Genomic DNA, 26,170 nt, shown 5'->3' on the forward strand with positions numbered 1-26,170 from the left:
GAAACAAGATTTCTTGTGATAAAAGAACGAATGCCCTCAAAAACTTGGCAGTTCTTTGAGGGCTAAAAGGTCATTAACGAATCTATAACTAGCGTACGTTCACACAGTTGATAGCAATCTTCTCATTGCCTCTGACTGGAATGTGGTAATCGATTGTCCCGCTATAAATATCACTGGGTTTGTCAAGGTTACTGATTCTGATTTCAATGTTCCATGGATTATAGAAGAATACTGTCTCTTCACCCTCTTGAACGATGCTTGAAACTTTACCTCTCAAAATTACTTTGTCGGGATTGTTGTTTGCATTATCATTCATCACTAACATGACCGAGTTGTTTTCTTTGATCAGTTTAAATGCCTGCATCGGTGTTTTACAGCTGAGTGTACTGGCAAAAGAGGTCGTAACAGATAATAGCGTTGCCAGAGTTACGATATAGAATTTCATAGCCTTGCTTTCCTTTTTTTTAGGTTTACTTTTGACTCTGCATGCCCGAGTTGACTGTCCTCCAGCATCACAGAACCCTGTTTTCACACATTTCTAATGTCAATCTCGTCTGCCATTCTCGTACCAGTCCAAATTTCCATTTATTTGGAGCTGACGAAGGTCTTTTGTTTAAATAGTGGTCAGAACTAAGACCACTTGAGATGAGATATCGATAAGTTATCGCGTTTTTATCGAGATACAGCCTAAAGTGACAAATTTTGAAAGGAAGTGCTCAAATATTACCAAAAAGATCGCTTTTCCCTTCAGAAACTGGTGAGCCGACAGGGCGTGACTCTTCTATTTGGGAAATGGAACTCAAGTCTGAGTTGCAGGAAGAACCTGCAGGTTTATCTGTTCAACTGAATCGGGCTGACGACCCTGATCGCTTTGAGTTTGGCTGATGTTTTCGCAGGCGCCTTTAAGACAAACAGATCCATAACCCAAGCAGTCGAAGCCGAGCAGATTACAAACTTAATTCAGTTGTCGATGTCAAAGAAGGAGGCCTGTGAACAAGCCTTGCTGCTGGATGCCGCTGGAAATCCGCTCCCCTCCCGCACGGTCAATGAGATCAAAGGTTCCTTCTCGTTGACGGATCTAAGAATTCCTCAGGCTAGTGGAGGAAGCGTATCTTTAGTTAAATCCCTGACGGACGCCGACTGTCAGCTGCCTCAGAATGCGGGGGCCTGCAACGGAACCGTCGTTTCTTCAATCGAAGTTCGACCTAAGAAAGATGCTGCAGGCAATGATATCTCTTCTATATCAAATGACTATCTGATTGGAGAAATTGCGGTTACATATCGCAAGACAGGAGCCGTCACGGGAGCCTCAACCCTTACTCGTGTCATCCCAATAGCGTGGACCTTCTGGAGGCTCATGCCAAAAGCACAGACCTGTCGCCCTATCAAACCGTCATTGTTGGGGGCCCCGTCTATGCCAATGGCTATCCTCGGGCTTTAAGCAAATGGGTAAAACATCATTCAGATGCTTTAAACATCAAACCAACGGCGTTCTTTTCAGTTTGTTTGGGAGTTATGCAGAAGGACCAGGAAGTCCAAAGAAGTGAAGCCAAAATCGTGCAAGGCTTCTTCCGCAAGACAAATTGGCTGCCAAAAAAGTGGGTGATCTTTGCCGGCGCTCTGAATTATTCGCGCTACGGATGGTTCACAAAAAGAATCATGCACACCATCGCGAAGCGAGCGGGCTCTGACACAGATTGGAACCGGGACTATGAATACACAGATTGGAAGGAGGTTTCCCAATTTGTCGACGATATTCTCGTGGTACAAAAAAAAGAACCCGTAAATATGAACCTCGTTTTTTAGTGCGGGAAACCTGCGCTCGCAAAACTACTTCGACTGCTGAATCAGGACAACTTGACCTTCACCCGAAAAGGAATAGCTTCCCGAGTTCAATAGAGCACCGTCACCATCCTGGGTCGAAGACCCATTAATTGATATGTCGCCAATAAGAACGGCATAGCCAAAGGAATCAGAAGGGATCGTGAACTTTTCAACCCCTGAAATCATTGCCGCGAACAACCACAAATTCTGCCGGATCTTAAGAGGAGCCTTTTCAGGCCCTGCCATAAGCTTGAATCCCTTTTGCTGTAACGGCTCGAAACAAACTTCCGGTGTTCCGTGATTTTGATTCGGCCTGATCCAAATCTGCAAAATACGCAACTCACCATCCGTCGCATTACCTTCGGCGTGGAAGATACCATCCCTTGCACTCATGAGCTGAAGATGGCCTTCAGGGACAAGTTGATCCATGCCTTTATTATCTTGATGATGTAAGGTTCCTTTTACCACCCAGGTCAGAATCTCCATGTCCTTATGGGGATGCTTGGGGAAACTCGCATTCGGGGTTATCTTGGCATCAGCAATCACCAGAAGATCCTTTAATGGCACTCCGGCTCCAGAGTGTGGGCCCACCGTCGCAATAAAATGGTCTTTCAAGGTCAGCCATCCAATATCCAAAGCGGGAAGGCTTTTGTAAGGCCGAACGGCAACTTGATTTTGCGTTTCTGCTGTTTCACTCATGAGCGAATCTCCTTTATCATTATAGGACTCATTTTAGTAGATTGCCCTTTCACTTGAGTATCATCCCGCTCAATAGTACACTTTGTAAAGTAGGGTTATTTTTGAAACTAGTTACCTGGAGTGAACTAATGGCAAAAAATAAGTCTTTAGAGGTCTGCCCCGTCTATAAAACTTCTGAAATACTGGAGGGCAAATGGACGATTTTGATATTTCGCGATCTTTTGGCCGTAGAATCAGTGCGCTTCAATGAACTCCGACGTTCTCTGGGCTCGATCAGCCCAAAAACTCTAACCGAGCGCCTCACCTTCATGGAACTGCAAGGTATGATTGAACGCAAGGTCTATGCAGAAGTGCCCCCTCGTGTGGAATACTCGCTTACTGAAAAAGGTCGCGGTCTTTCGAAGGTCTTTGATTCTATGGCAGAATACGGAGCCAAATGGTTGGATTAAAAAAACAACCGGGTCGCTAGTACCTAAAGTAGTCTTCAATCAGAGGATACTTTTTATGATTCAATCGTTTTTCCTTTTTGAAAGCAGACTCAACCTTAGGCAAAATCATCTGATACTTTTTATTTAGACGAAAGTATAAAGGGTTCGCCACGGAAATACCTTTGTTGAACTTCAAACTGGAGTAACGACTGTCTTTTTTCAGACTGTCAAAAACCCGCCCCTCTAAAATGGCATAGTCAGCTCGTTTCGAGATGACCATGTCCAGAGCTCGCTCCATCGATGGTACTCCCACCAACTGTAATTCCAGCTCTTTAATAAACTTCTCAACCCCACCTACATTTAAAGGTATCACACCTTTCATATTGCGGATCTTTTGTCTATCAATCTCTTTTCCGTCTAAATGTACAACACCATAGAGAGAAATAAGTATGGGCTCTGATGTCTCAATGAGATTCTCATACTCCCCTTGGACAAGATGACTGCGAACCAGTTCTCCATCCAGAAGGCCTTGATTTGCCATCAGAGCTCCTCGAGCCAAAGGCAATGACACGTATTCCACTTGTATATTCAATTGTTTTAACGCCTCTTGAGCATAATTCATTGTCTCAATATACGGGGGCGAATTATGAAGTTCGTCATGCGTGGCAATTTTTAGCGTAAGCCCAGAGACAACGACGCCCTGATTTAAATCGAAGGCAAAAATAAGATAAAAAAGACCTTTTTTGTTTATCATAGAGCACCACAGTCATAGTACTCCCCGCTCATCCCATTACCAATAAAAAGTGACGTTACGCTGTGACCACGCTTGTTGCTGTCAAAGAACACCTGGTCAGAACAAGAGGACTCATTACATACTTTGTGCAAGGACTGGGCTTCGACGTCCGAAAACAAATCATAATAGAAACATTCGCACCCAAAAAGGAGCTCAAGATGCCCCACTATGTCGATGGATTTGTAATACCCATACTCAAAACAAGTGTCCCGGCCTATAAGAAAATCGCCACGAAAGCCGGAAAAATCTGGTTGGAATATGGCGCACTTCAATACGTGGAGTGTGTGGGCGATGATCTTGTCAAAAATTTTGGCCTTCCCTTTCCAAAGCTTGCGAAACTTAGGCCCGGTGAAACTGTGGTGTTTTCGTGGATTGTGTATAAATCCAAAGCCCATCGCGATCAGGTGAACAAGAAAGTCATGGCTGATCCCCGTCTTGCCAAGATGGGACCTGAAATGATGCCGTTTGACGCCAAGAAAATGTCCTATGGCGGATTTAGAACAATTGTGAACCTTTAGGAGACCCACGACTCTTCTGGGTTCAGCTTTTCAGGAACGCGCGTAAGGGGCCTGCACTTCGGTGTTCTTGAAAGATGTGTTCTGCAAAAGCAGGAAACTCTTTTGTCTCAAAATAATCTCTTTTAAATGTTCATACTTTCTTTTCTGCAATAAATCTAAACGCGAATCGTTGAATCAAATCACATTCAGGATAATTCTCAACTTTTGTCTTTAGCCCGAATGGGCGAGTTCCGACTAGTTATGGGTCCTTACAACAATTCAGGAGGAAGAATGAGTTATCTACGATTGGCACTGGCAGCAATGTTGTTTAGCGGGTTGGTCAGTTGCGCGGAGAAGATCGACGAACCCGTCAAAGTGGTTGGCAGTCCTCTGCCTGTGGTCGATGTTAAATGCGGCGAAAGCTCCTGCCTTTAAGATGAGGTGTCTATGAGAAAGTTAGCTTTTCTAAGTCTGGCAGCCTTGTCTTTGCCAATAACTTTATCGATGAAGTCAGATTTTTCCGGGTACTCGGTCGCCGGCCGTTTGCGTGCAACTGAAAACAGCGTATTACAGGTGCAAAAGGCCATGGCCGCAACCGTGCTGGATCCAAGCACTATGAATCTGGGAACTGTTGGTGGTCGTGCTGATTTTATCCGCTTCCTATATTTTATGGTGGTGGGCCCGACGGCGGATTACTCCATTCCGAATGGACCGGGACCTGAAGGGCTCGTTGGGGTGATCAAACAGCTCATGGGTTCTCAGGGAATTGGCGGGGCCCTTTATCAGATGGGGTACACTGATTGCGCTTCTATTCCGAGCAGTGGTTCCACCTCTGCCACAGAGGGGGCCGAGACCTTCACCATTAGCTTCGGCACTCCTGGCAAATCCATTCCGGCCCACCATGGTTCACATGGGGGTGGAAGCTACAGTAAGTCCGTGAGTATCGCCGTGAATTCCGTGCCGATGCTAAAAACAGAGTTCAACTGCGAAAGCGCAGGGGTCAGCTCCGGCTACGTGCGCTTGACGGCGGCGGAGGAAGATGGAGCCCGTGACATGGAACTCTATTTCCTGCGGGATACAACGGCGCAAGATGGGTTCCTTGATTTTTATATGAGTTATGCAGGCAGCACTTACACTGAAAAAGCGGCGGTCCAGTTCAAGACCCAGGATGAGACCAATTATGATCTCTTCCTGTTCAGAAACCAGGATAACAGTACCGGCAATGATGAAGGCTCCGCCTTCGGTTTGCAGGGAAATGCCTCTACAGGGCTGGTCAAGGTCCACTATATCTTTGATCAGGGTGACGCCACTCTGGACAACACTACGGCTATTGCCTCTGGTAGCAGTGAGTGTATCAGTCTTGCCACCAACAACACGAGTGCTGGGTGTGGTAACATCGCTGCGCCAAGCAACGTGACCCTAGGGGCATCGTTTACCTGGACAATTGACTCTTTGGCAGATCTGACGCTGAGTTCATTCTAGGCAAGAAAATATTATTTATAACCAAACCCGCGACCTTCAATTGGTCGCGGGTCTTATGGACGATTGAAGATAAGAAGCCGACTTAACTCAACAGCGAACAAATTACCGATCCTGTGAATTTTTTGCGGAAAGCTCCGCTTGGATGGCATCCACCTTGGCCCTCATACTTTCGTAATGAGACCCTTCCCAATAAATTTTTTGACATATGGGGCAGAGATAGAACTTTTCAAAAATCCTAAGAGTCTTGTCGTCGACTCTCCCCTGAAGTTGTTCTTTGGCAACCTCTTCAATCAAAGAGTTGCACAGAAAGCATCGTGTGAACGGATCTATGTCTTCCCGAAGTGAGAGCGCGTTGAGAACTTCAGAAAGTTGTTCTTGTGGGCGGGAACTCTGTACAAGATAGCACGGCACAGAGGTGCATCCTTCGAAGAGACCTTTATCTTTTGTCAAGATTGTCCTCTGTGTTACGCGAGCCAAGGCGATGAGGTCCTCATCGGTGCTGCCTGGAGCTGTCATCGAGTCAAGCCCCATCATTCTTAAGCGCCGAACCAAGCCTAAAAGATTTTCATCGATCAGAAAGCGTTTTTTGAAATCTTCATTCATCCTTTTATCTTAGCTAGGACCGGGGCATTTTAAAGTCTTAGCTGTTCCAAAACATGGTATTCGCAAGTGGGATTTGCGGCAAAATTTGCAGCGTGAGGCGCATGGTCGTTTAGCTAGAATCAACTCGCCTGCTTCATGGCAGCCGGCTGTCGAAGATGACTCTTTAGATCTTTCTTTAAAGAAATAAAAAGCTTTTCTTCCAGATTATCAACAAGCGTATGAAGCTTCTTTTCATGCAATCCAAACCGCTTACGAGCGGGATCGATCATGACACTGACGAACAAACTGCACACCGTCAACAACGCCCCGACCGAAAAAGTTGCCAGCACGATCTGTGTGTTGGTTGGTGCCGGAGGAAACACTCCGTAAAAGACTGAACCCACCTTTTCACCCAGGAAAAAATTCGAAGACGCTTGTTCCCGCGCCATCTTACGGGCAAATCGACTGCCCAACCCCATAATCCCCAGGGACTTGTCCCCAAAATAGATCCACCCTACAGCCACTGTCAAAAGAGAGCTGCAGATATCACTGATCATGGCCTGACTGGAAGTGTACTTTTCTACCTCTTTAAGCACTTCAGTTCGGATCCTACGCTGATCCAACTGCACCGATCCTGAGGCCACCATCGGCCCTAACAGCGGATCCTTATGAATATAGTCCATCAGAATACCTTCACCAATCAGCTCCGTGGCGATCAGCTTTTCGATGTCTTTTTGATAGCCCGTTTTAAAACTGGCAGGAAGGATATCCATAATCGGATTCAATGCCGGCCAACCCAGTTTGTCTGAAGTTTCAACGGTCTTCTTGATCAACAAATAAGGAATCGACCACAGGGCATTGACCGGACTCAGAACAAGATCCAGAGGCAAGTGCCTTTTCTGTATCTGCAACGTTTCAGAAACAGTGAAGTGTTTTTCAATAAAAGGGGAAATGTTCTGCTTTCGGTCTGCGGTGAATTTTTCAATACAGTCATCAATAGCACACAGAACTGGTGCCGCACTCTGATCCATGAGAAATCTCCTGAATCCACTCTGACAAATATTCCGCTGGAATGGGATTAAATCTCAAGGTGACGGAGAAACTTCCGCTGTGTTATGCCACTTCCTTCATATCATTCTGAGACAAAAGACTCCCGATCCTGAGTCAGACTCGATTTAATTCTCCAGATCATCGTCTTTGCAATTCAATCTTTGCTGATCCTTAACCGATAAGAACGTGATGAAGCACCTGAACGTCATGTTTGCTTTCATATTGCTCATTTTACTATACTCCGGACTTCTCCATGCAACTCCGGGCACTTTGACGTATCAGGGCCGCATCATGAATTTCCAAGGATCCCCCCTGGAACACAATGGGGTGATCTTCGAGTTTTCAATCACCAATCCGCAAGGAACTTGTGTGATGTACCGCGAGACCTCCCCATCTTTGGACATGCGCAACTCCGCAGGAATGTTCGATGTTCCTATCGGGACCGGAACCAAGATTTTTCCCGCCGTCCCGTCCTTCAAACTTTTGGACGTCTTTGAAAACACAGGGACCTTTAACTGTGAAGGCGGAGGCACTTACTCTCCGGCCGTAGATGACAAACGTCTTTTGCGTGTGCAGTTCTTTGATGGCATCGGCTGGCGCCTGATCTCACCGGACTCGGATATCCGCTCCGTCCCGTTTGCGGCCCAGGCGAAAGTGGCTCAGTCGGCCCACCGATTGGGCTCACTGCAACCAAGTGATGTCCTGGATAAAGCCAGTATTCCCCTGTGTTCTGCAGGACAGTATCTTCGTCATCTCGCTCCGGCGGGAACCTTCGTGTGTGAAGCCGCCAACGTGTCTGGAGCAAATGTGTCCGGGAACATTGCGGGCTCTGCCGCTGGATTCAGTGGCAGCTTGATCGGAGACGTGTCCGGCTCTCAGAGCGCAACCTCTGTGGATCGTATTAAGGGAACTCCGGTGGTTAACACCGGTTTGGCCGCTGGCAAAGTCCTGAAATTTGACGGAACCAACTGGTCCCCGGCCGATGACAACTCCGGAACCGCAGGTGCAATCACATCACTGACCGGAGACGTGACTTCCTCGGGAAGTCCCACAGCCACTGTCACTTTGGGGAACGATGTTGTTACATCGGCCAAGGTTGCGAATAACAGTATTTTAAACGAAGATATCGCGGCAGGTGCGGCAATCGCTGACAGCAAGCTTGCGACCATCTCCACAGCCGGGAAAGTTTCCGGAAGTGCAATAACCTCCGGCACCATCGCAGGCACAACTGCCATCAACACCAGTGGCCTCATTCAGACTTCAAACGGACTGCGTGTTTATTCGGGAACCAATTATGTTGAACTCAAGGCCCCCGCAGGCCTGAGTGCGGACTCCAGCTACCAGCTTCCAGTGCAAGATGGCACCGCGGGACAAGTGCTGACTACAAACGGTTCCGGAGTCCTGAACTGGAGCACAGTCACCTCCTCTGGAGGCACTGTGACTGGTGTGACCGCCAATGCCCCCCTGGCAAGCTCGGGGGGCACAGCTCCGGTGCTTTCTTTGAATGACTCCGGCGTGGGCGCCGGAACCTACGCAAAAGTCACCGTATCAACAAAAGGTCTTGTCACAGGAGGATCGGCCCTAAGCAACACGGACATCCCGAATTTAAGTGGTGATGTCACGTCGACTGCTGGCAGCAACTCTACAAAAGTAGAAAAGATCCAGGGCATAAGCGTCGATACGACGACTCCGTCTCTGGGCCAAGTTTTGTTGTATGATTCCACTAAGTGGAATGTTCAGTACTTCGGGTTTGGACAACTGCGCTCAACCGTGACAGGCAATGCTCAAATGCCTGTCTCTTGTGCCACAGCCAACAAGACGCTGAACTGGAGTGCGATCACTGACACCTTCACCTGTGTGGACATTGCCATTGCCAACACCCAGGTCAGTGGTCTGGGATCAGCGGCTGCGAAAAACTTCGGGACTACGGCTGGAAACCTAGTCGAGCTGGATGGCACGGCCCGCATTCCTGCCTCCCTCATGCCCTCCTCTTACAATAATGCGATCATGAACAGCGGAAACAGTTTCGGGGCCAACATGATGATTGGTACGAATGATGCCAATGATCTGGCCTTTGAGACCAACAATTCCGTCGCGTTGACGATCAGAAATGGCGGGAACGTGGGCATTGGAGTCACCAATCCCACCAAAAAATTGCAGGTGAACGGCGATGCCGAAGTCACTAATCTGACGGCCACCACCGTCACTGCACCCACCGTCAGTGGAACCACGTTAAACGGATCGCTTTTCTTCCTGGATGGCACTGCTGCCGGATGGGTCAACTCCACTATCCGAAATCAAGCAGTTGATGGATACTCGGGAATCAGCTTTGTCGATAACTCGGGCAACAACAAAGGTTACATTGCCTACGCCAACTCGGGCGCCGGAATCACCCCCTCCACAGTTATGATGGGAACATCCGCGACCACTGTACCCCTGACATTCTCCATTGGAGGCAACGAAGCTATGCGGATTGCCGCCTCTACGGGGAACGTCGGTATTGGTACTTCTTCCCCTGAAGTAGCATTGCACTTGGTCGGAAACTTCAAAGCCGAAACGACGGAAGGTTACAACGTCGTCGAATCCAGGACATCTTCTGAAGCCAACTTCTCACCGCATTTTTTACTTCGTCGGAGCCGAGGAACCACTGCCGCACCGACCTACGTACAAACCGGCGACACCATGGGACTTCTGACCTTCCGAAATCACACAGCGACTCAGGGGGCGACTGTTTACTCCTACGCAACAGAAAATCACACTGCCTCCGCTTGGGGCGCAAACCTGACGTTCTCCACCATTCCTAATGGCAGCAATATCAACACTCCACGAATGACCATTGATCAAAACGGAAATGTGGGAGTCGGAAACACCTCGCCCACTTACAAAGTGGACGTCACCGGAGACATCAACTCCACCACCCGCTTGCGAATTGCCGGCACACAAGTTTGCACATCCGCAGGTTGTACCTCATCCTCGGACCTGCGTTTAAAAGAAGAAATTCAACCATTAGAGCACTCGCTGAAGAATATTCTCAATCTGCAAGCCGTCAGTTACGTGTACAAAGACCACGAGAAATTTGGCGGCAAGAGACACATTGGCGTCATTGCTCAGGACATTGAACAGGTTTACCCGGAAGTCGTGGTGACTGACCCATCCACTGGATTCAAATCCGTGGCCTACGATCACCTTGTGGCTCCACTCATCGAGGCGGTCAAGTCCCTTCATGGAATGCTCCAAGGTATTGAGCAAAGACAGTCCAGCATCGAAAGACAACTTGCCTCTGAAATTGAATCTCTTAAAGCTGAAAATGCTGCTAAAGACAGAGAGGTCCGGGACATTAAAGCTTATCTCTGCCAAAAGGATCCCGGTGCACCTGTGTGTCACTAGGAAATTTCAACAGTGATGTGATCGACTGAAAAGGTCCCTTCATGCCAAACTGAGACTGCAATATTAAATAGCCGCAATAGAATCCGGCGGCTTCTATTTAATTTGAAATTTCCTTGAGATCAAGCCGATCAGTACATTATGAGTTGTTCGGTTCGTTTCACTGACAAGTTTACTCAAAAGACTCTATTCATAATTGGTCTTTTTTTCCTTCTTGCGGCTAACACAGGCTGTACTCTAGATGCCGACATCAAGGACCTGACACTAAAAGCCATTCCTGACTCGCCTTCGATTCCCATGATGCATGAATTCGGAGTGTCTGGTGTTTTGAAAATCAGTGGTTCGAACAAAGTGAATATGAATCCTCGATTTCTTAACACTCAAAGCGACGGAAAACTCATCGTAGGACAGTTTTATTTTCAAAGCCTTTATGACCTTTCAAAGCCCCTTCTTTTCAGGCTGAATCAAAACGGCTCTCTTGATACCACTTATGGCAACAGCGGCTATTTTGAACTTCCCAAGACCGTCAACTCTAATGGCATCGCGGATATGCAGACTTCGAACGACGGCACTTACATTCTGTACACAAACACCGCTCTGGACGGTTTTAGTGTTCTAAAAATTGCCCCAACGGGACAGATCGACACGAGCTTTGGAAATGCCGGAGTATTCAATCACACGGAATCTGGCAATACCCTCTATGGGCGCAAACTGGCGATCACAGCGTCGGGGCAGATTCTAGTGGCCTCCTATCGTTTTGACGTTCAATACAAATCCACTACCTTCTTAATAAACACCAACGGCACCCTCGAACCAAACCACGGAACAGGAGGAATGAACATCCTCGCAAATTCCGGCTCCCCTGAAAACCCGGTAGGAATCCTTTACATCTCGGACACCGAGATCTACCTTCTCAATCATGTCCAGGCTGCTGACCGTGTGAAACTTCGTAAATTTAACGTTAGCGGCGTCGAAGATGGCAGCTTTGCGACCGCCTACCCTTCAACGGCAGCTGTCGACACGATTCGCTGGATCGAACTAAAAAAAATCAACAATGACCGTCTCGTTATATTCGGGAATACGGCCACCGCAGGAGGCTCCACTCAACGAGATCAGGGGTTATTGGTAGTTTGCAATCTCGACGGAACGCCCGACACCGGATTTAATGCGACAGGGACCCTAATGTTTACCGATGGCTCCCTAAGCTATGGTGTTTTAGATGTTAGAGGGGTGATCGACGGCTCCGCCAATAAAGACATTCAGATAGCCCGCACTGAAACTCAGCGACAGCCCTCTCCTTATGACAAACTAAGAACATTTACCAAAGTTTTACTTTCTCAGTACAACTATAACGGTACACTGGATGCCACCCATGGTACGGGTGGAACGATCACTTATAACGGAACCGATAATCTGAATATTTTAAAGTTTCAACCGGATGATAGTGTCGTTGCCACAGGCCGAGGCTCCGCTCTGGCGCCCCTGTATTACTCGGCCATCGTTAGGAAATTCACCTCCTCCATGTCGCCTGACGCTGCTTTTGCAGATACCGGCACTCACGAGTCCATCTTTGACTCTGCGACTGACAATGGGAAACCGGAAATCCAATACAAAATAGACAACAACACATTTCTGTATACCGGACGATTCGAAGCCCGATCCGCAAAAATATTCATAGCCAAAACGGACAAGTCCGGAGTCATCCAAACTCAGTTCGGTGATAACGGGTATATTCGTGACGTTTTCGAAAACGGTTACGAAGAAATACTGACCCTAAAGCATCTGGCCGATGGCAGTATTATGGTTTGTGGCGAGTCCACAGGAACAAAGTTTTCCATCGCTAAGTTCCGTGCCGACGGCAGCCGTGACCTAGGTTTTGGGCTCAACGGAGTTTACTCGGAAACGATCAACAACGGGAGCACTGCTTACCCTTGGTTCTGCGCCTTCAACGACAACGGTGAATCCGTGGGTATATTAAACAATGGAAACAACATCATCACGGCAAAAGTTCTGGCCGATGGGACTCGCGATTTAACATTTGGAGTTGCAGGACTTAACGTGATCACCATCCCCCCCGGCAGCGTTTATGACCTGATTACGATGAAACAGGCCGACGATGGGCGCACGGTGATTGCAGGTCTTTCCTATGATGGATCCATGGACCAAGCCCAGTTCCTACTGATGATTGCACCGGATGGTTACGTCGATTCCAACTTCAGCGGGGATGGCTATGTGGAGCTCAGGATCGATACGGACTCAGATCATGCTACCATGGGACTGGAGTTTGCGCCGGATGGCCGTCTCTACACGGTCTTTGATGCCTATGAGATGCCCTCATGGGATCCGATTATTTACATCAACTGTTACAAACCGGATGGAACCTTGGACACGTCCTTCGGCTCTGGAACCGGATATATTCACACCACGACAGATTTCTGGATCGACACCAACATCTGGGGTGGGGATGCACTGACTATTGATTCACAAGGAAACCTTTACGTTTTTGGTCTTGATTACAGTCAGAACCTTGTCATGAAATCTTGGAAAAGCGACGGAACAGAAAATTCGAACTTTGGAACAAACGGCATCCAAACCATGAACTTCCCAATGAGCCAGTATCGGTCACTCAACGATGTTCTCTGGGATTCCAATGATAACTCTTTCAAGATACTGGATGGCACTGCCTATCGTCTGAATAGGTCCGGAGAGCTCTTTTAAGAAAAGTTGAGACTTGCCCCCAGCACAGGGAATCGAACCCAATTTCAGACCCTCAAGAAATGCCCCGGAGGGGCCCTTGTCTAATTCTTGGACAGGGAGTGCCTCCTATTCTCACAGCTAAAGCCTCCCCACCTCGGCACAAGGTTCGCTGTTAAGGTCTGCGAACTTTAATTACAAGGAGTAAATCCATGAAGAAACTGATCGTTCTGGCACTTATTTTTTCCGCGACCTCGTCTTGGGCGGCGGCCACTGATTGCAGTCAACTGCCCGCTGCAGGAGCTATCAACAAAGAGATCCAACTGGCTGATGGTTCTGTCGCTGTTTTCCAGGCCACGCTGGAGATCCGCTCAACCCCGGCCTACGGTGATGAATCCAAAATCGTGACGGCTCATACTTATCGTCAACCTCAAATCATTGTGAACGGTAAAAGTCTTGTCATGACCAAAAATGCCTCAACCGCGATTGCCCAGCTGTTAGGTTACGAAGGCCAGGAACTGGGTGTGCTGAAACAAAACAGACGCCTCTTTGGTGAAAAGGCCCTGCTGGATGTCCAGAATGGGTCCTTTGTTCTTCGCCCCGCAGAATCTGGAGAAGTTTATCAGGACCGCGAGGGCTACGTTATCTTCTTCCACCCTCAGTGCGCTGACTGGAGATATTAAAATTTGGACGGGCCCACAGATGTCTGCGGGCCCCCTTGTCTCTCGCATTCTCCCGCGGTCGGCTGCTACCTGGACACGCTGCAGTCTTTCATGGGAGGAGCGCCCAATATCTGCGTTAGATCCTGGCCTTGTTTGTATCTGATCTTCAGGATGTAGATGGAACTAAAAGCCGCATTGAACATTTCCTGGGCCCTTCCCACACTATCCTGCACCGACAGGATCGCCCGGTCCGAAAGCACATGATTTGCAGAAAACTCATTCACGGACTGATACCTTCTTACACGCCCCACTTCCGACTCCAGAAAATTGTTCGAGATCGTCAGTTCTTCATTTTTTCCATAGTTTGCGCTTTGAAACTCGCCATTTTGATCCAGGCGCAACAATTCGATATTTTCGATGTCCTTTGAGTACATCAAATCAACATCCAGCCCCACACGAATGTCGCTGAGAATTTGCATTGCTGAGTTCTTCACCGGCAGATACCCACACTGCGTCTGCAAAGAAGCCGCACTGACAGCACGTGATGGGACATGAACAGAAAACGGTGCCAAGACAGGAAGACTGTCACAATGGTAGCGTTCAAGACACTCTTCGGCCCGGAATCGGACCTCATGGATCTTCGCTTCAAGATTCGCCGCCTTCGGTGCAAAGTACGCGGCATAAAGAGCTGGGCTGACCCGGGTTTGCAGACTTCTTATTTCTGTCAGCAGTTCATCGTGCTCAAGAATCCAGTCCGCCATGAGCTTAAGTTGCTGCCACTTTTTCTGCCTTGGACGGATGTTTTCTGCCCCTTCAAAAATATCCAGGGGTTTTACCACATAGGCAAACACCGGAGAGTTCTCGATTGTAAAGCTTCTGAAGTATTTTTCGGCCGCGTTCTTAATACTTTGCAGATCATCCACCACGATTTCGTTGGCAAAGATGCCCAGGGCCTCCGCACCCTGTCCACCGACAGAAACCACCTTCACTTCAACCGAACCAATCTTGTCCAGCTTGCGGATGAATTCTTTGTACTGAACATTGATATCTGCACCGAAGTTCAGTTTAGGAACTTTCAGTTTATTCTTTAGATCCAGGATCTTTTCTTTGACATCTTCGGTGCGGGAATTCTTCACATGGATCAGTACGACCACCTTCGAACGATGAATCTCTTCTGAAACAAAGTGAGTGCCGCACCTTCTCATGACCTCCGCCCACCTGCCACTATCCAACAAGGATTGATATTCGGGCTTCAGGGATTCTTCTGTGAGGCCCTTTCGCCCGTACGAGAATTCCGCCGTCAGCGCGAAGTTCAGACTGTTCTTGTTTTCAAGGAACTTATGAATCACACGATAGGAATTCTGACTGTCGATGTTCACGGCCTTGATTGTTCCCGCCGCATTCAGTTGAGTATCAAAATTCATTTTTCGTTCCAGCTCACTGGAGGTCTCAATCATACTAAGATCAAATGATGTTGAAACAGGTGTATTTCCATCCAACCATTCTCGATCGGTGTTTTTAACACAATTGGCCTTGGCTTTATCAGGGTGGTCCATATCCACCCCAGCCCCCAGCCGCAAAGAACCATTTTCACTGTAACTGATGGTTTGCGCAAACGTTTGCACCGACACCAACAACATCACCAAAATAATTTTTTTCATAACTTCACCTGTCCCTTATGGAAGTTTCAGTCTGAGTATTTTTAAATTCTTTTCCGTTCCCAGCTCCGGCAGCTTGTCGAAGTAGTCGTCGGGAACCGATTTCACAAATTTGAATTTGGGATCAAGAATTTTGACCCCGGCCAAGCCGTCCTGTCCCAGGCGTCCTTGCGGACCCGCCAGTCCGGGCTTACCATCAAGGCCTCTTTTACCCTGACGACCGTTATCGCCTTCACAAGGCGGAATCTCGCAACGTGTGGTCACCAGAGCCGCCCCGGAGGACCCGCCTTTACCGCCGTCACCGCCTTTGCCACCCATACCACCTTCGCCTCCCATACCTGGCTGACCTCCTGGGCCTCCGCGATTGTCGAACTCATCCCCGGTCAGCTCCAGCGTGTTGAAGACTTCAGCAACATACAAAGCAATCTTCCCGCCGTTACCACCACGTCCCCCGTCACCCCCAGCACCGCCATTACCACCGTTACCGCCGTGTCCACCATCGCCACCGTCTCCGCCATCGCCCGAGCGATTCCAGATGGCGTACTTCTGATGACCCCCACGACCGCCTTCGCCGCCGATACCACCATTACCACCCTGCTGTCCCCGGCCCCCTTTGCCGCCAGTGCCACCCTCGCCCCCGACAGCACGTAGGCGGAATCCGACCGTGCCTTCGATTCTGTTGATTTTCAGCACGAGATCCGAGGCATGACCACCAGGTTCCCCCGGAGCTCCATTGTTCCCATCACGGCCGTCCATGCCGTTATAGCCATTTTGCCCACGGCCCCCATCCTCTGGGGAATCCGTCAGGGTCCCGCCCCTTCCATTTCCACCCCGAGCCCCGGCAGAACCATCATTGGCAAGCTCCAGAACCGCAGCGGCAAAGGCGCCCTGCTGTCCTTTGACTCCCCGAATGCTTTCCACATTCAAAAAGCCTGCGACAGAATCAGCGACGATCTGCAAATTTGATTGAGTCAGAATCCGTCCGCCGTTTTTGAATTCAATTCGCTTACAGATCAAATCAACATTCAAAGGTTCTTTGCGAAGGTCCTCATTCTTGCGGGTGAATTCCACATCGCCGTTAATCACCAGAGTCTCATCCTGACCGCAAAGAAATTTTTGTTCTTCAAGCAGTACGCGGGTTTTTTCTGTAGGATCGCCCAGAATCCGGGCCCAGGCAGGAATTGCAAATGTCACAGCCGCAGCCAAAGGGATTAGTTTTTTGAAAGAATTTTTCATAGTCATTTTCCTCACTAAAATTGAAAGCTTTCGATAGAGACATCGTTTGAGATATAAATTTCCGCCTTGGTCACAAGCCCCTCGCGTCCCTCGACTCCAGGACGGCCCTCTTGACCATCGTGACCATCGTGACCTGGCTGACCCGCACTTCCGGCAAGACCCGAGTTGCCTCCGTGTTTGAAGATAGATCCATCGCCTCCGTCACCGCCTTCGCCAGCCAGACCGCCACGCCCACCTTTGCCTGCCAGCCCCTTGGCGCCACCCGGTCCGCCTTTACCACCTGCCACCAGAACATTGATGTTGTCGTTCACTTTCACCATATCCAGAAAGCGCGGTTTCACCACGACGACCACCAGGCCGCCGTCACCACCTTTGCCGCCATCACCGCCAAAGCCGCCGTTGCCTCCGTTGCCACCAGCGCCCCCATTGCCACCACGACCACCGCGACTGGCCTTGCGATCATACTTGGCACCGCCACCACGACCGCCTTTGCCACCATTGCCACCCTGCCCACCATCCTGAGCATTAAGACCTTTGAGGCCCTTTAAACCAGCACCTCCACTGGCAACGATTTCCACCCCACTGCAGAGATCCACACTTTCAAACTGCATAAAAAGTTTGTGCGCATTGAGTCCCGCAACACCCGGGGCTCCATTGTCGCCGTTGCGACCATTGGCCCCGGCGCCTCCGGATGCTCCGGCACCACCATCAGAGCTGGGCGTGGATTGGGGAATTCCCCACTTTATTTTCCCGCCAGCATCGCGGCCATTGCCCCCCGCACCGCCATGACTTCCACTGGCTGCGGCAAGACCTGCACAGGCCATCAGATTGCACCTTTTAAACGGCTCCGCTTGATCGGGATTGTTTTTTAGTTCAGTCAGAGAAACCATCTGGTTGGCGTGATCGATTTCAGCGGAAAGATTCAGCGCCGCCACATCCAACAATTGCACACGCGAGGATTTCATCACCTCGCCAACAACCAGACGCACATTTTGCGCATAGAAAATCATCGCCTTGTTTTGAACAGCCAGTCTGCCGATTCTTTCCGGAGACTGAGACAGATTTTCAGGCAGCACAAGAAGTGTGTCTTCCTTGATCAGAAGATCCTCGCCTTGAAGGCGAACCCACAGGGGCTTTGCTGCCTTGGCACGCTCCTTCAGGGATGGCAGTTGTTCGGCCAGAGTTTCGGACGTCCAATTTGTTTGGTATCGGTCGCTCAGACACAAAGACCTTGAGTGGGCTTGTACCTGGGCCAGAACCAACAACAAGAAGATCAGTTTGGAAAACTTCATGATAACTCCTCCTACGATTCATTTCGCATGAGAAGCTTTTTACAGAAGCGGGCGGAGTTCCGCGAAGTCCGGTTGGTTAAAATGGCCGGGATTCAGTTTACTTTTGGTAAAGTCAGTATTCGTACCAGTCGATATTAAGGCAATAGCCGACCTCGGGGCTTCCTTCGCGCGACAGATTGATGATTTCCTTAATGTTTGCACGCAGATAGTCCCGGATCTTCTCGGCCCCTGCGGCCGACAAGGACATGGGGCTTGTATAATGCACATGGGGGTCTTTGTAAAAATCCATCTTTGAAATGGCTCTCTGACGCCAGTTCTGGTGATGTCTTAAAATCATCGGGTGAGTGGAATCCAGGTGAGTAAATCCCTGCTTATAATAAAGCTGCCCGTTCTTTCTTTCACACAAACCCACTTCGATCAAAAACTGAATGGCTGTGTCCACTTTTTCCAAGGGCACACTCAGTTTTTCGGCGATGGTTTTTAGTTCTTTTCCGGCAGGGGTGGGCAACAGATTTCTGACACCGGTATAAAGCCACGACGAATAATAGGTGGCTTTATCCACATCACTCAGAACAACATCCTTTGGAACTCGAGCACTGATGGATTTGGCCTCGGACTGCAGCACCTGGATCTTACTTTTGAGGCGCGATTGCAACTTAACCGAGCCCGCCCGTCCCAACTCGATCATCAGCATAAATATATCGGTTTCTTTATCGCCAAAGCCGAAAAAGGCGGCGGCCTCAAGCCCCTGCTCGGGAGAAAGATTCTTTTCACCTTTCAGGATCTGTGAGAACAACGAAGTGCTGATACGCATGGCTTCAACCAGTCGCCCGCGGTACTTCTTATCAACCCGCTCTTGAGACTGAAGAACATCCTTAAAGAAAAGCCTGTAGTCGTCGTAGTTGTAGATATCCAGCATGCCTTTAGTTTACTAAAGGTAAACGAAGCCCGACCCGTTTTTCGGTTTTCCAGCAAAAAATCAGGACCTTGCTCTTGTCTCAGACTGAGATTTCGGGACCTTTGATGAGGCATGGCACTTGCTCCTAAAGATGGCAGGAGTCGTATATGACCATGCAAGCATCGCGAAACAGATTCTTATTGAGCCTGGCCCCCTGGTTTCTTTGCGGCTTCATGACATTTATCGTCGCCTGTCAACCCAATGAGCACACCAGCTCCGGGCCCACAACCGCAACCAGTGGCGGGGGCGGAAACACCGGCGACGGCGGTGGTGGCACGGGGTTTAACTCTAAAATGTACGAGCAGTACATCACCAAACTTGAAACCCTTGGCATCTGGAAAACGGAAATCAGCAAAGTTCTGAAAAGAACCACTTCATTCAACCCGTCTTTGCTAAATGTGCTACAAAAGAAGACCTGGATTTTTGTGCCCCAGAAACTTAATCGTATTGATGCCGAAAAAATGGGGATGGAGTTCCGGGCAAAAGACTATGAACAGTATGCCTTTCAGAGTGAGGGAGAAATCTGGATCGATTCCGCCGCCTTCAACACCCTGTCGCCAGAAACTCAAGCTTATCTGATTTTCCACGAAACGATCATGGACCTCTTTGTGCTGTCCAAAGTTCGTCAAATCGGGGATAAGAATCCGGAAGATTTCGCACCCTACAAAGAGGCTTACTGCAAACGCCTGAAGGATCTTTTCCCGGAGCCTCAAGTCTGTTCAACCACAACAACCGCCAAACCAAAATCCCTGTACTCGGCCCTGACCGCCGCTGACTATCCCAAAATCCGCGAAGCGACACACTTGCTGATGGATTCTAATTCAGGAAAGACATCTGACGATATTCTTGTGCATCTTATCGGGCTTGGCTTTGATGAACGAGTCGTGGGTTCCGCGCTGCGAATGAATCCTCCAGAAGAAAGCGGAACCAAAGGTCTACAGGATCTCATCGGCTGGATTAAAAACGAAGCCATCAACGAAAGCTGCGTCACTAAAGATCTTGAAGCCAATCCAGGGAAAAATCAAAAATGTGCGCTCACCTTGAGTGCCGACAAGAAAGCCATTGTCATCAACAATGGTGAGTCGTCGTTTCATTTCCAACTTCCTACCGACGAAAACACGTTCACAGTTCACACCCGACACCTGGTCACCCAGGAATCCACGGTCAAGCTTTCCTATTGGGCAAGGGAACCCGAAGACGCCAATGGCTGGAGTGCAGTCCCCTCTTTCGAGATTCTGATCCATTACGCAGGAAACGGCCAACCAGCTTCAGTGCGACTTGAAACCACAAGCACCCTGACGCCGGTGAAAATCTGGACATTCGCAAAAATATTCTCTCTAGCTCCGGGAGAAGGATTCCAGTTTTAAGTGACATTACGCAAAAGTGGTGAGCTCCGATATGTCTCCTGGGCATCTATCAACACCACTTTTTTGTACCAATTCAAAACAACTGCTTTTTGTTTAAATTTAATTTTATTTATATCTAAAAAATGTCGATCAGTTCGCTATGCGATGGCTTCTGCGAAAACTCTGGCGGCTCCTGATCAGCACGACTCTCTTCCTACTCACGTCGGTCTTTACGATGGCGATGATGTTCATTTCAGGAACGAGCTTATTTTCAAGACTATTCTGGGTTGGTTTAGCCACAATCTCTGCATTCATCTTTATAATCTATCTCAAACGAAGTCTTTCAAAACATGGATCTAAAGACCAACAAGGGTATATCATCCTTAAAGGGACCTACGAATACGAGCATAGATACATTGCCAAAAAAATCTTAAATCGTAATTTGTTCCCTAACGAAGTCGTCCATCACATTAATGGCAAAAGATATGACAACAGACTGATTAACCTGTGTGTGATGGACAGATATCAACACGAATTGTTCCATGCTTGGTTAGATTGGAAGAAAAAGAAAAGCGGTTGCTATCCAAGCTTTGAAGAGCAAAAGCGGCTGCTCAGAGAGAAGCACAACGGCATCCTTTTGGAAAATCCATCCGGCTTTAAAATGAACAATTCCACATTACCAGTCCGACATACTTTCTCGCTTAAAGAAGAAGAGATCCGTCATCCTGAGCAATCAGATGACTATTCTAAAAAACTTTTTCACGATCTGAGACAAGAAAGAAAAAGATTGGCTCTTGAAAGAAATATCCCCGTCTATCTGGTATTCAAAAATTTCACTCTGACAGAGATGGCCCGACGGATGCCGCAAGATGCCCAGACAATGGCAAGCATCACTGGAGTAACATCCGAAAAGCTTCGACTTTACGGGGATCATTTCCTGGAAGTTATCTGTAAATACAAATCAAATACAGAAGAGCTGAAAAGGCGAAATTCGGGCAGCCTCCGGTCTTAAGAGATTCCGGTGGGACCCAAGTCTTGAAATGAGCTTGTATACATTCCGCGTAATCCTGTAATGTGGCCTCATGTACAGACTGCGTGACTATCAACAACAAGCCGTTACGAATACCATCCGGTACTTCCAAAAAACAAGGGAACCGGCTGTCATCGTATTGCCGACGGGCGCGGGAAAAAGTTTGGTCATTGCCGAACTGGCCCGCATCGCCCGAGGCCGCATCCTGGTTCTGGCCCACGTCAAAGAACTGGTTGAACAAAACCATGACAAGTATAGAAGCTATGGCCTGGAAGCCGGTATCTTTTCCGCAAGCCTTGGAAAGAAAGATCACGACCAGAAAGCCATCTTCGGCAGCGTGCAATCTGTGGCCCGCGCCCCGGATGAGTTCTTCAACAATTTCTCACTGCTGATTATCGACGAATGCCACCGTGTCGCTGAAGAGGGCGCCACCCAATATCAGGAAGTCGTCAAAAAACTTCAGGATCGCAATCCCACTTTGTGTGTTCTGGGTCTGACAGCCACCCCTTACCGACTGGGACTGGGCTGGATCTATGAATACAATCAGGGTGGCGAGCTTAAAACTGAACAAAAGCGATTCTTCAAGCAGTGCGTGTACGAACTGCCTTTGTCCTATATGATCCGCCATGGTTATCTAACCATTCCGGTGAAAGTTGACATTCCGGTCACTTGTTATGACTTCTCAGACCTTCTTGGAAAAGACCGCGCCTTTACAACCGCCGAGGTTGAAGAGGTTCTTAAGAACCAAAAACGCCTGACGCCTTTGATTATCAATAACATCATCGACATCACCGAAAAGTACGACCGTCAGGGTGTGATGATTTTTGCCAGCACCATCAAACATGCTGAAGAGATCATGACCTATCTGCCCGCGGATCAGGCCCGGGTGGTCATTGGTGACACTGACATCAAAGAGCGCGCACAGATCATCCATGATTTTAAACAGAAAAAATTCAAGTACCTGGTGAATGTATCCGTTTTGACAACCGGATTTGATGCACCTCATGTCGACGTTATTGCAATCTTGCGTCCAACAGAATCCAACAGTCTTTATCAGCAGATCGTAGGCCGTGGCCTGCGACTGTCCGAGGATAAAAAAGACTGTTATGTTCTGGATTATACAGGCGTGGGCCATGACATCTATGCCCCGGAAATCAGCGACAAGCGGCCTGCAAAAGATACAGTCCCGGTCAAAGTGACTTGCCCCCAGTGTTCATTCGAAAATGATTTCTGGGGATACGCCGACGATGACGGCGTGGTCTTTGAGCATTTTGGCAGAAAGTGCAAAGGGGCTACTCAAGACCCAAATACTTTAAAAATCAAACCCTGCGGTTTCCGCTTCAGATTTAAGCTTTGTCATAACTGTTCTTGCGAAAACGACATCACCGCCAAGTCTTGTGAAAAATGCGAAGCCGTTTTGATTGACGCTGAAGCGAAGCTAAAACAGGCGAAACTTTCCAAGAATGCGCATGTCATGACCCCGGACCGAATTTCATTTGAAGAGCGCAAGGACAAAAACTCTAATCCATACCTGGAAATCCGCTATTACGATGTGGAATCCAATTATCTTAGCGAGGTCCACTTCTTCAACAACACGACGGCTGTTAAGAAGTTCAATATCAACTTCTTAAGGTCCCACCTCAGACGCCCCGAACTGGCCGTGGATTTGACAACCCCCCAGGAAGTCATCAGATTCCAGAAGCTTTTCCGTTCACCGATCTTTGTGATTGCCAGAAAGCAGGATAAGTTCTGGCGGGTCACCGAAAAGGTGTTTGCGGAGGAACTAGCACCTTAACTTCTCCAAACTAAAAGGGACATTATGAAAATCAGAACCAGTCCTATCTTACCCTTTCTTCCCCTGCTCGCTTTCATAGCGGTTTTCCTGGGAAGTGGATTCTATTACATCTGGCAAGGCGTCGATTTCGCCTTCTATCAATTGCCCTCTCCGGTGGCGACTTTGCCCGCGGTGATCTTGGCTTTTGTTCTGATGAAAGGAACTTTTGACAAAAAGCTGACAACCTTCATTCAGGGCCTGGGAGATTACAATGTTCTGACCATGTGTATGATCTATCTGCTGGCCGGAGCATTCGGCTCAGTTGTGAAAGCCATCGGTGGAGTGGACGCCACAGTATATTGGGGAATGAAAGTGATCCCCGACTCACTGATTGTGCCTGGGTTCTTCTTTTTGTCTGCGTTGATTTCGACTGCGATCGGCACTTCAATGGGCACAATCTCGGCATTGGGACCGATTGCCTTGGGTCTGGCGACCTCGGGTGGCCTGGATAAAACCGTGGTGTTTGGAGCCCTCGTCGGTGGCGCCATGTTTGGTGATAACTTGTCGTTTATTTCAGACACAACCATTGCGGCGACAAGATCCCAAGGGGCTTCTATGCGTGACAAGTTCCGCGTGAATTTTGGGCTGAGTCTGCCAGCCGCGATTATAACAATGACATTGCTTTACTTCACTGTGCAGACCGGCTCTGCCGTGCCGGTTCATCCGGGGGACTGGTACAAGGCACTTCCTTATGTGGTGGTTCTGATTCTGGCTCTGCTGGGAATGAATGTGTTTTTGGTACTGGTCCTGGGAATTCTTCTGGCGGGAGCGCTGGGATTGTTCTTCGCGGATTACACCTTCCTGCGCTTGGGGCAGGACATCTATGCAGGCTTCAAAGAAATGCAGGAAATCTTCCTGCTTTCGATGATGATGGGCGGCCTGGGGCAGATGATGAAAGAACAAGGTGGCATCGACACTTTGAAAACCGTTCTGAAAAAGATGCGCTTTCGCAGCTCAAAGCTTGAAAAATTGTGGGCCGAATTCAGCATCGGTCTGTCGGTGATCATCGCCAATTTTGCCGTGGCCAATAACACAGTCGCGATCATCATCACCGGGGACTTGGCCCGGGAAGTGGCTAAAGACGAAGGCGTTCCTCCGGCGCGCAGTGCAAGTATTCTGGATATCTTTTCGTGTGTCGTGCAGGGAGTGATTCCCTATGGGGCACAGATTCTGTTGGCCAGTCAGATGGCAAAGCTCTCCCCGCTGGCCTTGGCCGGCAGTATTGAATACTGCTATATTTTGGGAGCGATCACATTTGCCTCCATGGCCTGGAGAAGCTGGCGTCAGCGCTGATCGCCTGAGGACTTTACGTCACTGCAAAGAAGGGCCGTATGGGACGAATTTAGAACTCAGTTATATTGCTAACTTCGAGAGCCCTTGAGCTTTTTATATTCCAACACAAACTGCTCCAGCTTGTCCGCATGCCCTTCTTTTTGTGCCCATCTTTTAATTTTACCCAGCGATATAGGATGCTTCTCGCACACCCATAATGCATGAATTAAACTGCGGCGATCATTCCAGTGAAACCAGGCGACAAGACGATCCATCACACATTGGGTTGGTGAAAACATCGTCACAGTTATTTTACCGACTTTCATTTGTCCTTCGGGTTTTACAGGAATTTGTTCCCCAATTGCAACGGGACCTGATGGAAACTCTACATACAGTTCTGAATTTGGATGGTGAAAGTATCTGCCCTCTTTCTGAAAGCCTATTGCGGCAAGAGCCTTCGTAATGGCTTCATGAGAATAGGGCGAAATAAAATCCAGGTCGCGCGAAGCATGTTTTTCTTCAGTATAGATTGAAACGCAGGCTCCCCCAACCAACACACAAGAAATACCGTGCTTTTCAAGTTGCTGAACCACAGCCGCTGCAAATTGCTTGCGGTTCATTGATTTTGTTATCTTCATAAAGCCTTATTCTTTTTTCTGGGACGCATGCGCTTCATGAAATACTTTTCTTGTTGGTCCAATGGAATATTGGAAAGTGCCTTTTGCAGAAGTGCGTTGAGCTCTTTAGAAAGAAACCAGGTCTTATTAAGTGAATAGACTCGCGTTCTTCCCTTTTCTTGACCTATTAGAATATCGGCTTGCTCCAGCTTCAGAAGAGTTCTGGTCACCTGGGTTTTACTTATCTGAAAAGTATTGGCGATTTCCAGCGCATAGCTTTCACCTATGGCTGCGATAAATAGAAGACTCTTCTCTGTTGTTTGACTGCCAAAAAGCTCTGCGAGCATAATCACCCCTATTTAGGGCAATATAGTCCTAATTTAGGACTCTATCAAGTCCAGCTACAGTAAAAGACCTAATTTAGGACCTTTTTGACCTATTTTAGGACTAAAACAATACCTTGGAAAATGGAACTTACCAGAACATGGTTGATATGAACCACGTTCTGGGTCATCGAACTCTTAATTTTGCTCCTACCGATAACGAGCTGCTATGTTGCGATCCCGGCCCGATGGGAAAAACCAAGAAAATAATTTATTGTTTATTATTTAAACATAAAAAAACCGAAGACTTAGCTTCGGTGATTTTGGCCATGTTTTCAGAGAAAAAATGGCGGGGTGGACGGGACTCGAACCCGCGGCCTTCCGCGTGACAGGCGGACGTTATAACCAACTTAACTACCACCCCAGTGGCGTTTTGGAGAATCTTTTATAGCCAAGCTATCCGAGCAATACAACAAGATTTTTTAAAAATCTTGTAACCAGCCGCTTAA

Annotated in this window: 24 protein-coding genes and 1 tRNA gene; 13 read left to right on the plus strand and 12 right to left on the minus strand. The window is 48.4% G+C overall.

From position 1 onward, the window contains the following. Positions 1-88: 88 nt before the first annotated feature. A complete protein-coding gene (locus tag ACZ5ZV_RS13440) occupies positions 89-445 on the minus strand; it encodes a hypothetical protein (protein ID WP_464117588.1) in 357 nt (118 codons plus the stop codon). A gap of 525 nt (positions 446-970) precedes the next feature. On the opposite strand from ACZ5ZV_RS13440, the gene ACZ5ZV_RS13445 reads away from it, so the two are divergent. Both ACZ5ZV_RS13445 and ACZ5ZV_RS13450 read left to right on the plus strand, forming a co-directional pair. Further along, a complete protein-coding gene (locus ACZ5ZV_RS13445) occupies positions 971-1,441 on the plus strand; it encodes a hypothetical protein (protein ID WP_464121441.1) in 471 nt (156 codons plus the stop codon). Beyond that, complete coding sequence (locus tag ACZ5ZV_RS13450; RefSeq protein WP_464117589.1) at positions 1,339-1,806, plus strand: flavodoxin domain-containing protein; 468 nt, start codon at positions 1,339-1,341, stop codon at positions 1,804-1,806. Before ACZ5ZV_RS13445 ends, ACZ5ZV_RS13450 begins: the two co-directional genes overlap by 103 nt. Positions 1,807-1,830: 24 nt before the next feature. On the opposite strand, the gene ACZ5ZV_RS13455 is transcribed toward ACZ5ZV_RS13450, so the two are convergent. Beyond that, positions 1,831-2,523 (minus strand): pirin family protein, encoded by a 693-nt coding sequence (locus tag ACZ5ZV_RS13455; RefSeq protein WP_464117590.1) that lies wholly within the window; start codon positions 2,521-2,523, stop codon positions 1,831-1,833. A 128-nt stretch (positions 2,524-2,651) separates the two neighbouring features. Between ACZ5ZV_RS13455 and ACZ5ZV_RS13460 the strand changes: the two genes are divergently transcribed. Next, positions 2,652-2,972 (plus strand): winged helix-turn-helix transcriptional regulator, encoded by a 321-nt coding sequence (locus ACZ5ZV_RS13460; protein ID WP_464117591.1) that lies wholly within the window; start codon positions 2,652-2,654, stop codon positions 2,970-2,972. Between the two features lie 16 nt (positions 2,973-2,988). Here ACZ5ZV_RS13460 and ACZ5ZV_RS13465 read toward each other — a convergent pair whose 3' ends face one another. Continuing rightward, the gene (locus ACZ5ZV_RS13465) at positions 2,989-3,705 is read right to left on the minus strand and encodes a hypothetical protein (protein ID WP_464117592.1); all 717 of its coding nucleotides are present in this window, start codon (positions 3,703-3,705) and stop codon (positions 2,989-2,991) included. A gap of 197 nt (positions 3,706-3,902) precedes the next feature. On the opposite strand from ACZ5ZV_RS13465, the gene ACZ5ZV_RS13470 reads away from it, so the two are divergent. The 3 genes from ACZ5ZV_RS13470 to ACZ5ZV_RS13480 all read left to right on the plus strand — a co-directional run bounded on the left by ACZ5ZV_RS13470 (position 3,903) and on the right by ACZ5ZV_RS13480 (position 5,723). Beyond that, positions 3,903-4,262, plus strand: a complete 360-nt coding sequence (locus ACZ5ZV_RS13470) for a DUF1428 domain-containing protein (RefSeq protein WP_464117593.1) — start codon at positions 3,903-3,905, stop codon at positions 4,260-4,262. A 270-nt stretch (positions 4,263-4,532) separates the two neighbouring features. Continuing rightward, positions 4,533-4,676, plus strand: a complete 144-nt coding sequence (locus ACZ5ZV_RS13475) for a hypothetical protein (RefSeq protein ID WP_464117594.1) — start codon at positions 4,533-4,535, stop codon at positions 4,674-4,676. A 12-nt stretch (positions 4,677-4,688) separates the two neighbouring features. Continuing rightward, complete coding sequence (locus ACZ5ZV_RS13480; RefSeq protein WP_464117595.1) at positions 4,689-5,723, plus strand: hypothetical protein; 1,035 nt, start codon at positions 4,689-4,691, stop codon at positions 5,721-5,723. Between the two features lie 102 nt (positions 5,724-5,825). On the opposite strand, the gene ACZ5ZV_RS13485 is transcribed toward ACZ5ZV_RS13480, so the two are convergent. Next, entirely contained in the window at positions 5,826-6,326 is a 501-nt protein-coding gene (locus ACZ5ZV_RS13485; RefSeq protein WP_464117596.1) for a Mut7-C RNAse domain-containing protein, read from the minus strand. A 119-nt stretch (positions 6,327-6,445) separates the two neighbouring features. Next, the gene (locus ACZ5ZV_RS13490; protein ID WP_464117597.1) at positions 6,446-7,336 is read right to left on the minus strand and encodes a DUF6635 family protein; all 891 of its coding nucleotides are present in this window, start codon (positions 7,334-7,336) and stop codon (positions 6,446-6,448) included. Positions 7,337-7,646: 310 nt separating this feature from the next. Here ACZ5ZV_RS13490 and ACZ5ZV_RS13495 point away from each other — a divergent pair, with 310 nt between their 5' ends. The 3 genes from ACZ5ZV_RS13495 to ACZ5ZV_RS13505 all read left to right on the plus strand — a co-directional run bounded on the left by ACZ5ZV_RS13495 (position 7,647) and on the right by ACZ5ZV_RS13505 (position 14,116). Continuing rightward, positions 7,647-10,742, plus strand: coding sequence for a tail fiber domain-containing protein (locus ACZ5ZV_RS13495; protein WP_464117598.1), 3,096 nt, complete (start codon positions 7,647-7,649; stop codon positions 10,740-10,742). Positions 10,743-10,880: 138 nt separating this feature from the next. Next, on the plus strand, positions 10,881-13,457 hold the full coding sequence (locus ACZ5ZV_RS13500) for an NHL repeat-containing protein (RefSeq protein ID WP_464117600.1): 2,577 nt from the start codon (positions 10,881-10,883) through the stop codon (positions 13,455-13,457). Positions 13,458-13,645: 188 nt separating this feature from the next. After that, positions 13,646-14,116 (plus strand): hypothetical protein, encoded by a 471-nt coding sequence (locus ACZ5ZV_RS13505; RefSeq protein WP_464117601.1) that lies wholly within the window; start codon positions 13,646-13,648, stop codon positions 14,114-14,116. Positions 14,117-14,181: 65 nt separating this feature from the next. Here the strand turns inward: ACZ5ZV_RS13505 and ACZ5ZV_RS13510 are convergent, their stop codons facing one another. The 4 genes from ACZ5ZV_RS13510 to ACZ5ZV_RS13525 form a co-directional block, all read right to left on the minus strand. Continuing rightward, positions 14,182-15,756, minus strand: coding sequence for a hypothetical protein (locus tag ACZ5ZV_RS13510; protein WP_464117602.1), 1,575 nt, complete (start codon positions 15,754-15,756; stop codon positions 14,182-14,184). Positions 15,757-15,771: 15 nt separating this feature from the next. Beyond that, complete coding sequence (locus ACZ5ZV_RS13515; protein WP_464117603.1) at positions 15,772-16,989, minus strand: hypothetical protein; 1,218 nt, start codon at positions 16,987-16,989, stop codon at positions 15,772-15,774. 14 nt (positions 16,990-17,003) lie between these two features. Next, the gene (locus ACZ5ZV_RS13520; protein WP_464117604.1) at positions 17,004-18,281 is read right to left on the minus strand and encodes a collagen-like triple helix repeat-containing protein; all 1,278 of its coding nucleotides are present in this window, start codon (positions 18,279-18,281) and stop codon (positions 17,004-17,006) included. Positions 18,282-18,393: 112 nt separating this feature from the next. Further along, positions 18,394-19,200 (minus strand): TIGR02147 family protein, encoded by an 807-nt coding sequence (locus tag ACZ5ZV_RS13525; RefSeq protein ID WP_464117605.1) that lies wholly within the window; start codon positions 19,198-19,200, stop codon positions 18,394-18,396. 146 nt (positions 19,201-19,346) lie between these two features. Between ACZ5ZV_RS13525 and ACZ5ZV_RS13530 the strand changes: the two genes are divergently transcribed. The 4 genes from ACZ5ZV_RS13530 (at position 19,347) to ACZ5ZV_RS13545 (ending at position 24,742) form a co-directional block, all read left to right on the plus strand. Further along, positions 19,347-20,606: a hypothetical protein gene (locus ACZ5ZV_RS13530; RefSeq protein ID WP_464117606.1), complete on the plus strand. Its 1,260-nt coding sequence runs from the start codon at positions 19,347-19,349 to the stop codon at positions 20,604-20,606. A gap of 139 nt (positions 20,607-20,745) precedes the next feature. Beyond that, positions 20,746-21,597, plus strand: coding sequence for an HRDC domain-containing protein (locus tag ACZ5ZV_RS13535; RefSeq protein ID WP_464117607.1), 852 nt, complete (start codon positions 20,746-20,748; stop codon positions 21,595-21,597). Positions 21,598-21,667: 70 nt separating this feature from the next. Continuing rightward, positions 21,668-23,410, plus strand: a complete 1,743-nt coding sequence (locus tag ACZ5ZV_RS13540) for a DEAD/DEAH box helicase (RefSeq protein WP_464117608.1) — start codon at positions 21,668-21,670, stop codon at positions 23,408-23,410. A gap of 24 nt (positions 23,411-23,434) precedes the next feature. Then, entirely contained in the window at positions 23,435-24,742 is a 1,308-nt protein-coding gene (locus ACZ5ZV_RS13545; RefSeq protein ID WP_464117609.1) for a Na+/H+ antiporter NhaC family protein, read from the plus strand. Between the two features lie 68 nt (positions 24,743-24,810). On the opposite strand, the gene ACZ5ZV_RS13550 is transcribed toward ACZ5ZV_RS13545, so the two are convergent. From ACZ5ZV_RS13550 to ACZ5ZV_RS13560, 3 genes are all read right to left on the minus strand, one after another. Continuing rightward, positions 24,811-25,359, minus strand: a complete 549-nt coding sequence (locus ACZ5ZV_RS13550) for a hypothetical protein (RefSeq protein WP_464117610.1) — start codon at positions 25,357-25,359, stop codon at positions 24,811-24,813. After that, on the minus strand, positions 25,356-25,685 hold the full coding sequence (locus ACZ5ZV_RS13555) for a winged helix-turn-helix domain-containing protein (RefSeq protein WP_464117611.1): 330 nt from the start codon (positions 25,683-25,685) through the stop codon (positions 25,356-25,358). Before ACZ5ZV_RS13555 ends, ACZ5ZV_RS13550 begins: the two co-directional genes overlap by 4 nt. A 323-nt stretch (positions 25,686-26,008) precedes the next feature. Further along, positions 26,009-26,085, minus strand: a tRNA-Asp gene (locus ACZ5ZV_RS13560). Between the last annotated feature and the right edge of the window lie 85 nt (positions 26,086-26,170).

It is taken from the genome of Bdellovibrio sp. HAGR004, from assembly GCF_055397015.1.

Bases quoted from the DNA above. Each gene is read 5' to 3' on its own strand.
- ACZ5ZV_RS13445 (WP_464121441.1), top strand. From the start codon at position 971: ATGTCAAAGAAGGAGGCCTGTGAACAAGCCTTGCTGCTGGATGCCGCT.
- ACZ5ZV_RS13525 (WP_464117605.1), bottom strand. From the start codon at position 19,200: ATGCTGGATATCTACAACTACGACGACTACAGGCTTTTCTTTAAGGAT.
- ACZ5ZV_RS13480 (WP_464117595.1), top strand. From the start codon at position 4,689: ATGAGAAAGTTAGCTTTTCTAAGTCTGGCAGCCTTGTCTTTGCCAATA.
- ACZ5ZV_RS13465 (WP_464117592.1), bottom strand. From the start codon at position 3,705: ATGATAAACAAAAAAGGTCTTTTTTATCTTATTTTTGCCTTCGATTTA.
- ACZ5ZV_RS13495 (WP_464117598.1), top strand. From the start codon at position 7,647: ATGAATTTCCAAGGATCCCCCCTGGAACACAATGGGGTGATCTTCGAG.
- ACZ5ZV_RS13550 (WP_464117610.1), bottom strand. From the start codon at position 25,359: ATGAAGATAACAAAATCAATGAACCGCAAGCAATTTGCAGCGGCTGTG.
- ACZ5ZV_RS13470 (WP_464117593.1), top strand. From the start codon at position 3,903: ATGCCCCACTATGTCGATGGATTTGTAATACCCATACTCAAAACAAGT.
- ACZ5ZV_RS13500 (WP_464117600.1), top strand. From the start codon at position 10,881: ATGAGTTGTTCGGTTCGTTTCACTGACAAGTTTACTCAAAAGACTCTA.
- ACZ5ZV_RS13485 (WP_464117596.1), bottom strand. From the start codon at position 6,326: ATGAATGAAGATTTCAAAAAACGCTTTCTGATCGATGAAAATCTTTTA.
- ACZ5ZV_RS13555 (WP_464117611.1), bottom strand. From the start codon at position 25,685: ATGCTCGCAGAGCTTTTTGGCAGTCAAACAACAGAGAAGAGTCTTCTA.
- ACZ5ZV_RS13455 (WP_464117590.1), bottom strand. From the start codon at position 2,523: ATGAGTGAAACAGCAGAAACGCAAAATCAAGTTGCCGTTCGGCCTTAC.
- ACZ5ZV_RS13515 (WP_464117603.1), bottom strand. From the start codon at position 16,989: ATGAAAAATTCTTTCAAAAAACTAATCCCTTTGGCTGCGGCTGTGACA.
- ACZ5ZV_RS13505 (WP_464117601.1), top strand. From the start codon at position 13,646: ATGAAGAAACTGATCGTTCTGGCACTTATTTTTTCCGCGACCTCGTCT.
- ACZ5ZV_RS13440 (WP_464117588.1), bottom strand. From the start codon at position 445: ATGAAATTCTATATCGTAACTCTGGCAACGCTATTATCTGTTACGACC.
- ACZ5ZV_RS13510 (WP_464117602.1), bottom strand. From the start codon at position 15,756: ATGAAAAAAATTATTTTGGTGATGTTGTTGGTGTCGGTGCAAACGTTT.
- ACZ5ZV_RS13535 (WP_464117607.1), top strand. From the start codon at position 20,746: ATGCGATGGCTTCTGCGAAAACTCTGGCGGCTCCTGATCAGCACGACT.
- ACZ5ZV_RS13545 (WP_464117609.1), top strand. From the start codon at position 23,435: ATGAAAATCAGAACCAGTCCTATCTTACCCTTTCTTCCCCTGCTCGCT.
- ACZ5ZV_RS13530 (WP_464117606.1), top strand. From the start codon at position 19,347: ATGACCATGCAAGCATCGCGAAACAGATTCTTATTGAGCCTGGCCCCC.
- ACZ5ZV_RS13460 (WP_464117591.1), top strand. From the start codon at position 2,652: ATGGCAAAAAATAAGTCTTTAGAGGTCTGCCCCGTCTATAAAACTTCT.
- ACZ5ZV_RS13520 (WP_464117604.1), bottom strand. From the start codon at position 18,281: ATGAAGTTTTCCAAACTGATCTTCTTGTTGTTGGTTCTGGCCCAGGTA.
- ACZ5ZV_RS13475 (WP_464117594.1), top strand. From the start codon at position 4,533: ATGAGTTATCTACGATTGGCACTGGCAGCAATGTTGTTTAGCGGGTTG.
- ACZ5ZV_RS13540 (WP_464117608.1), top strand. From the start codon at position 21,668: ATGTACAGACTGCGTGACTATCAACAACAAGCCGTTACGAATACCATC.
- ACZ5ZV_RS13490 (WP_464117597.1), bottom strand. From the start codon at position 7,336: ATGGATCAGAGTGCGGCACCAGTTCTGTGTGCTATTGATGACTGTATT.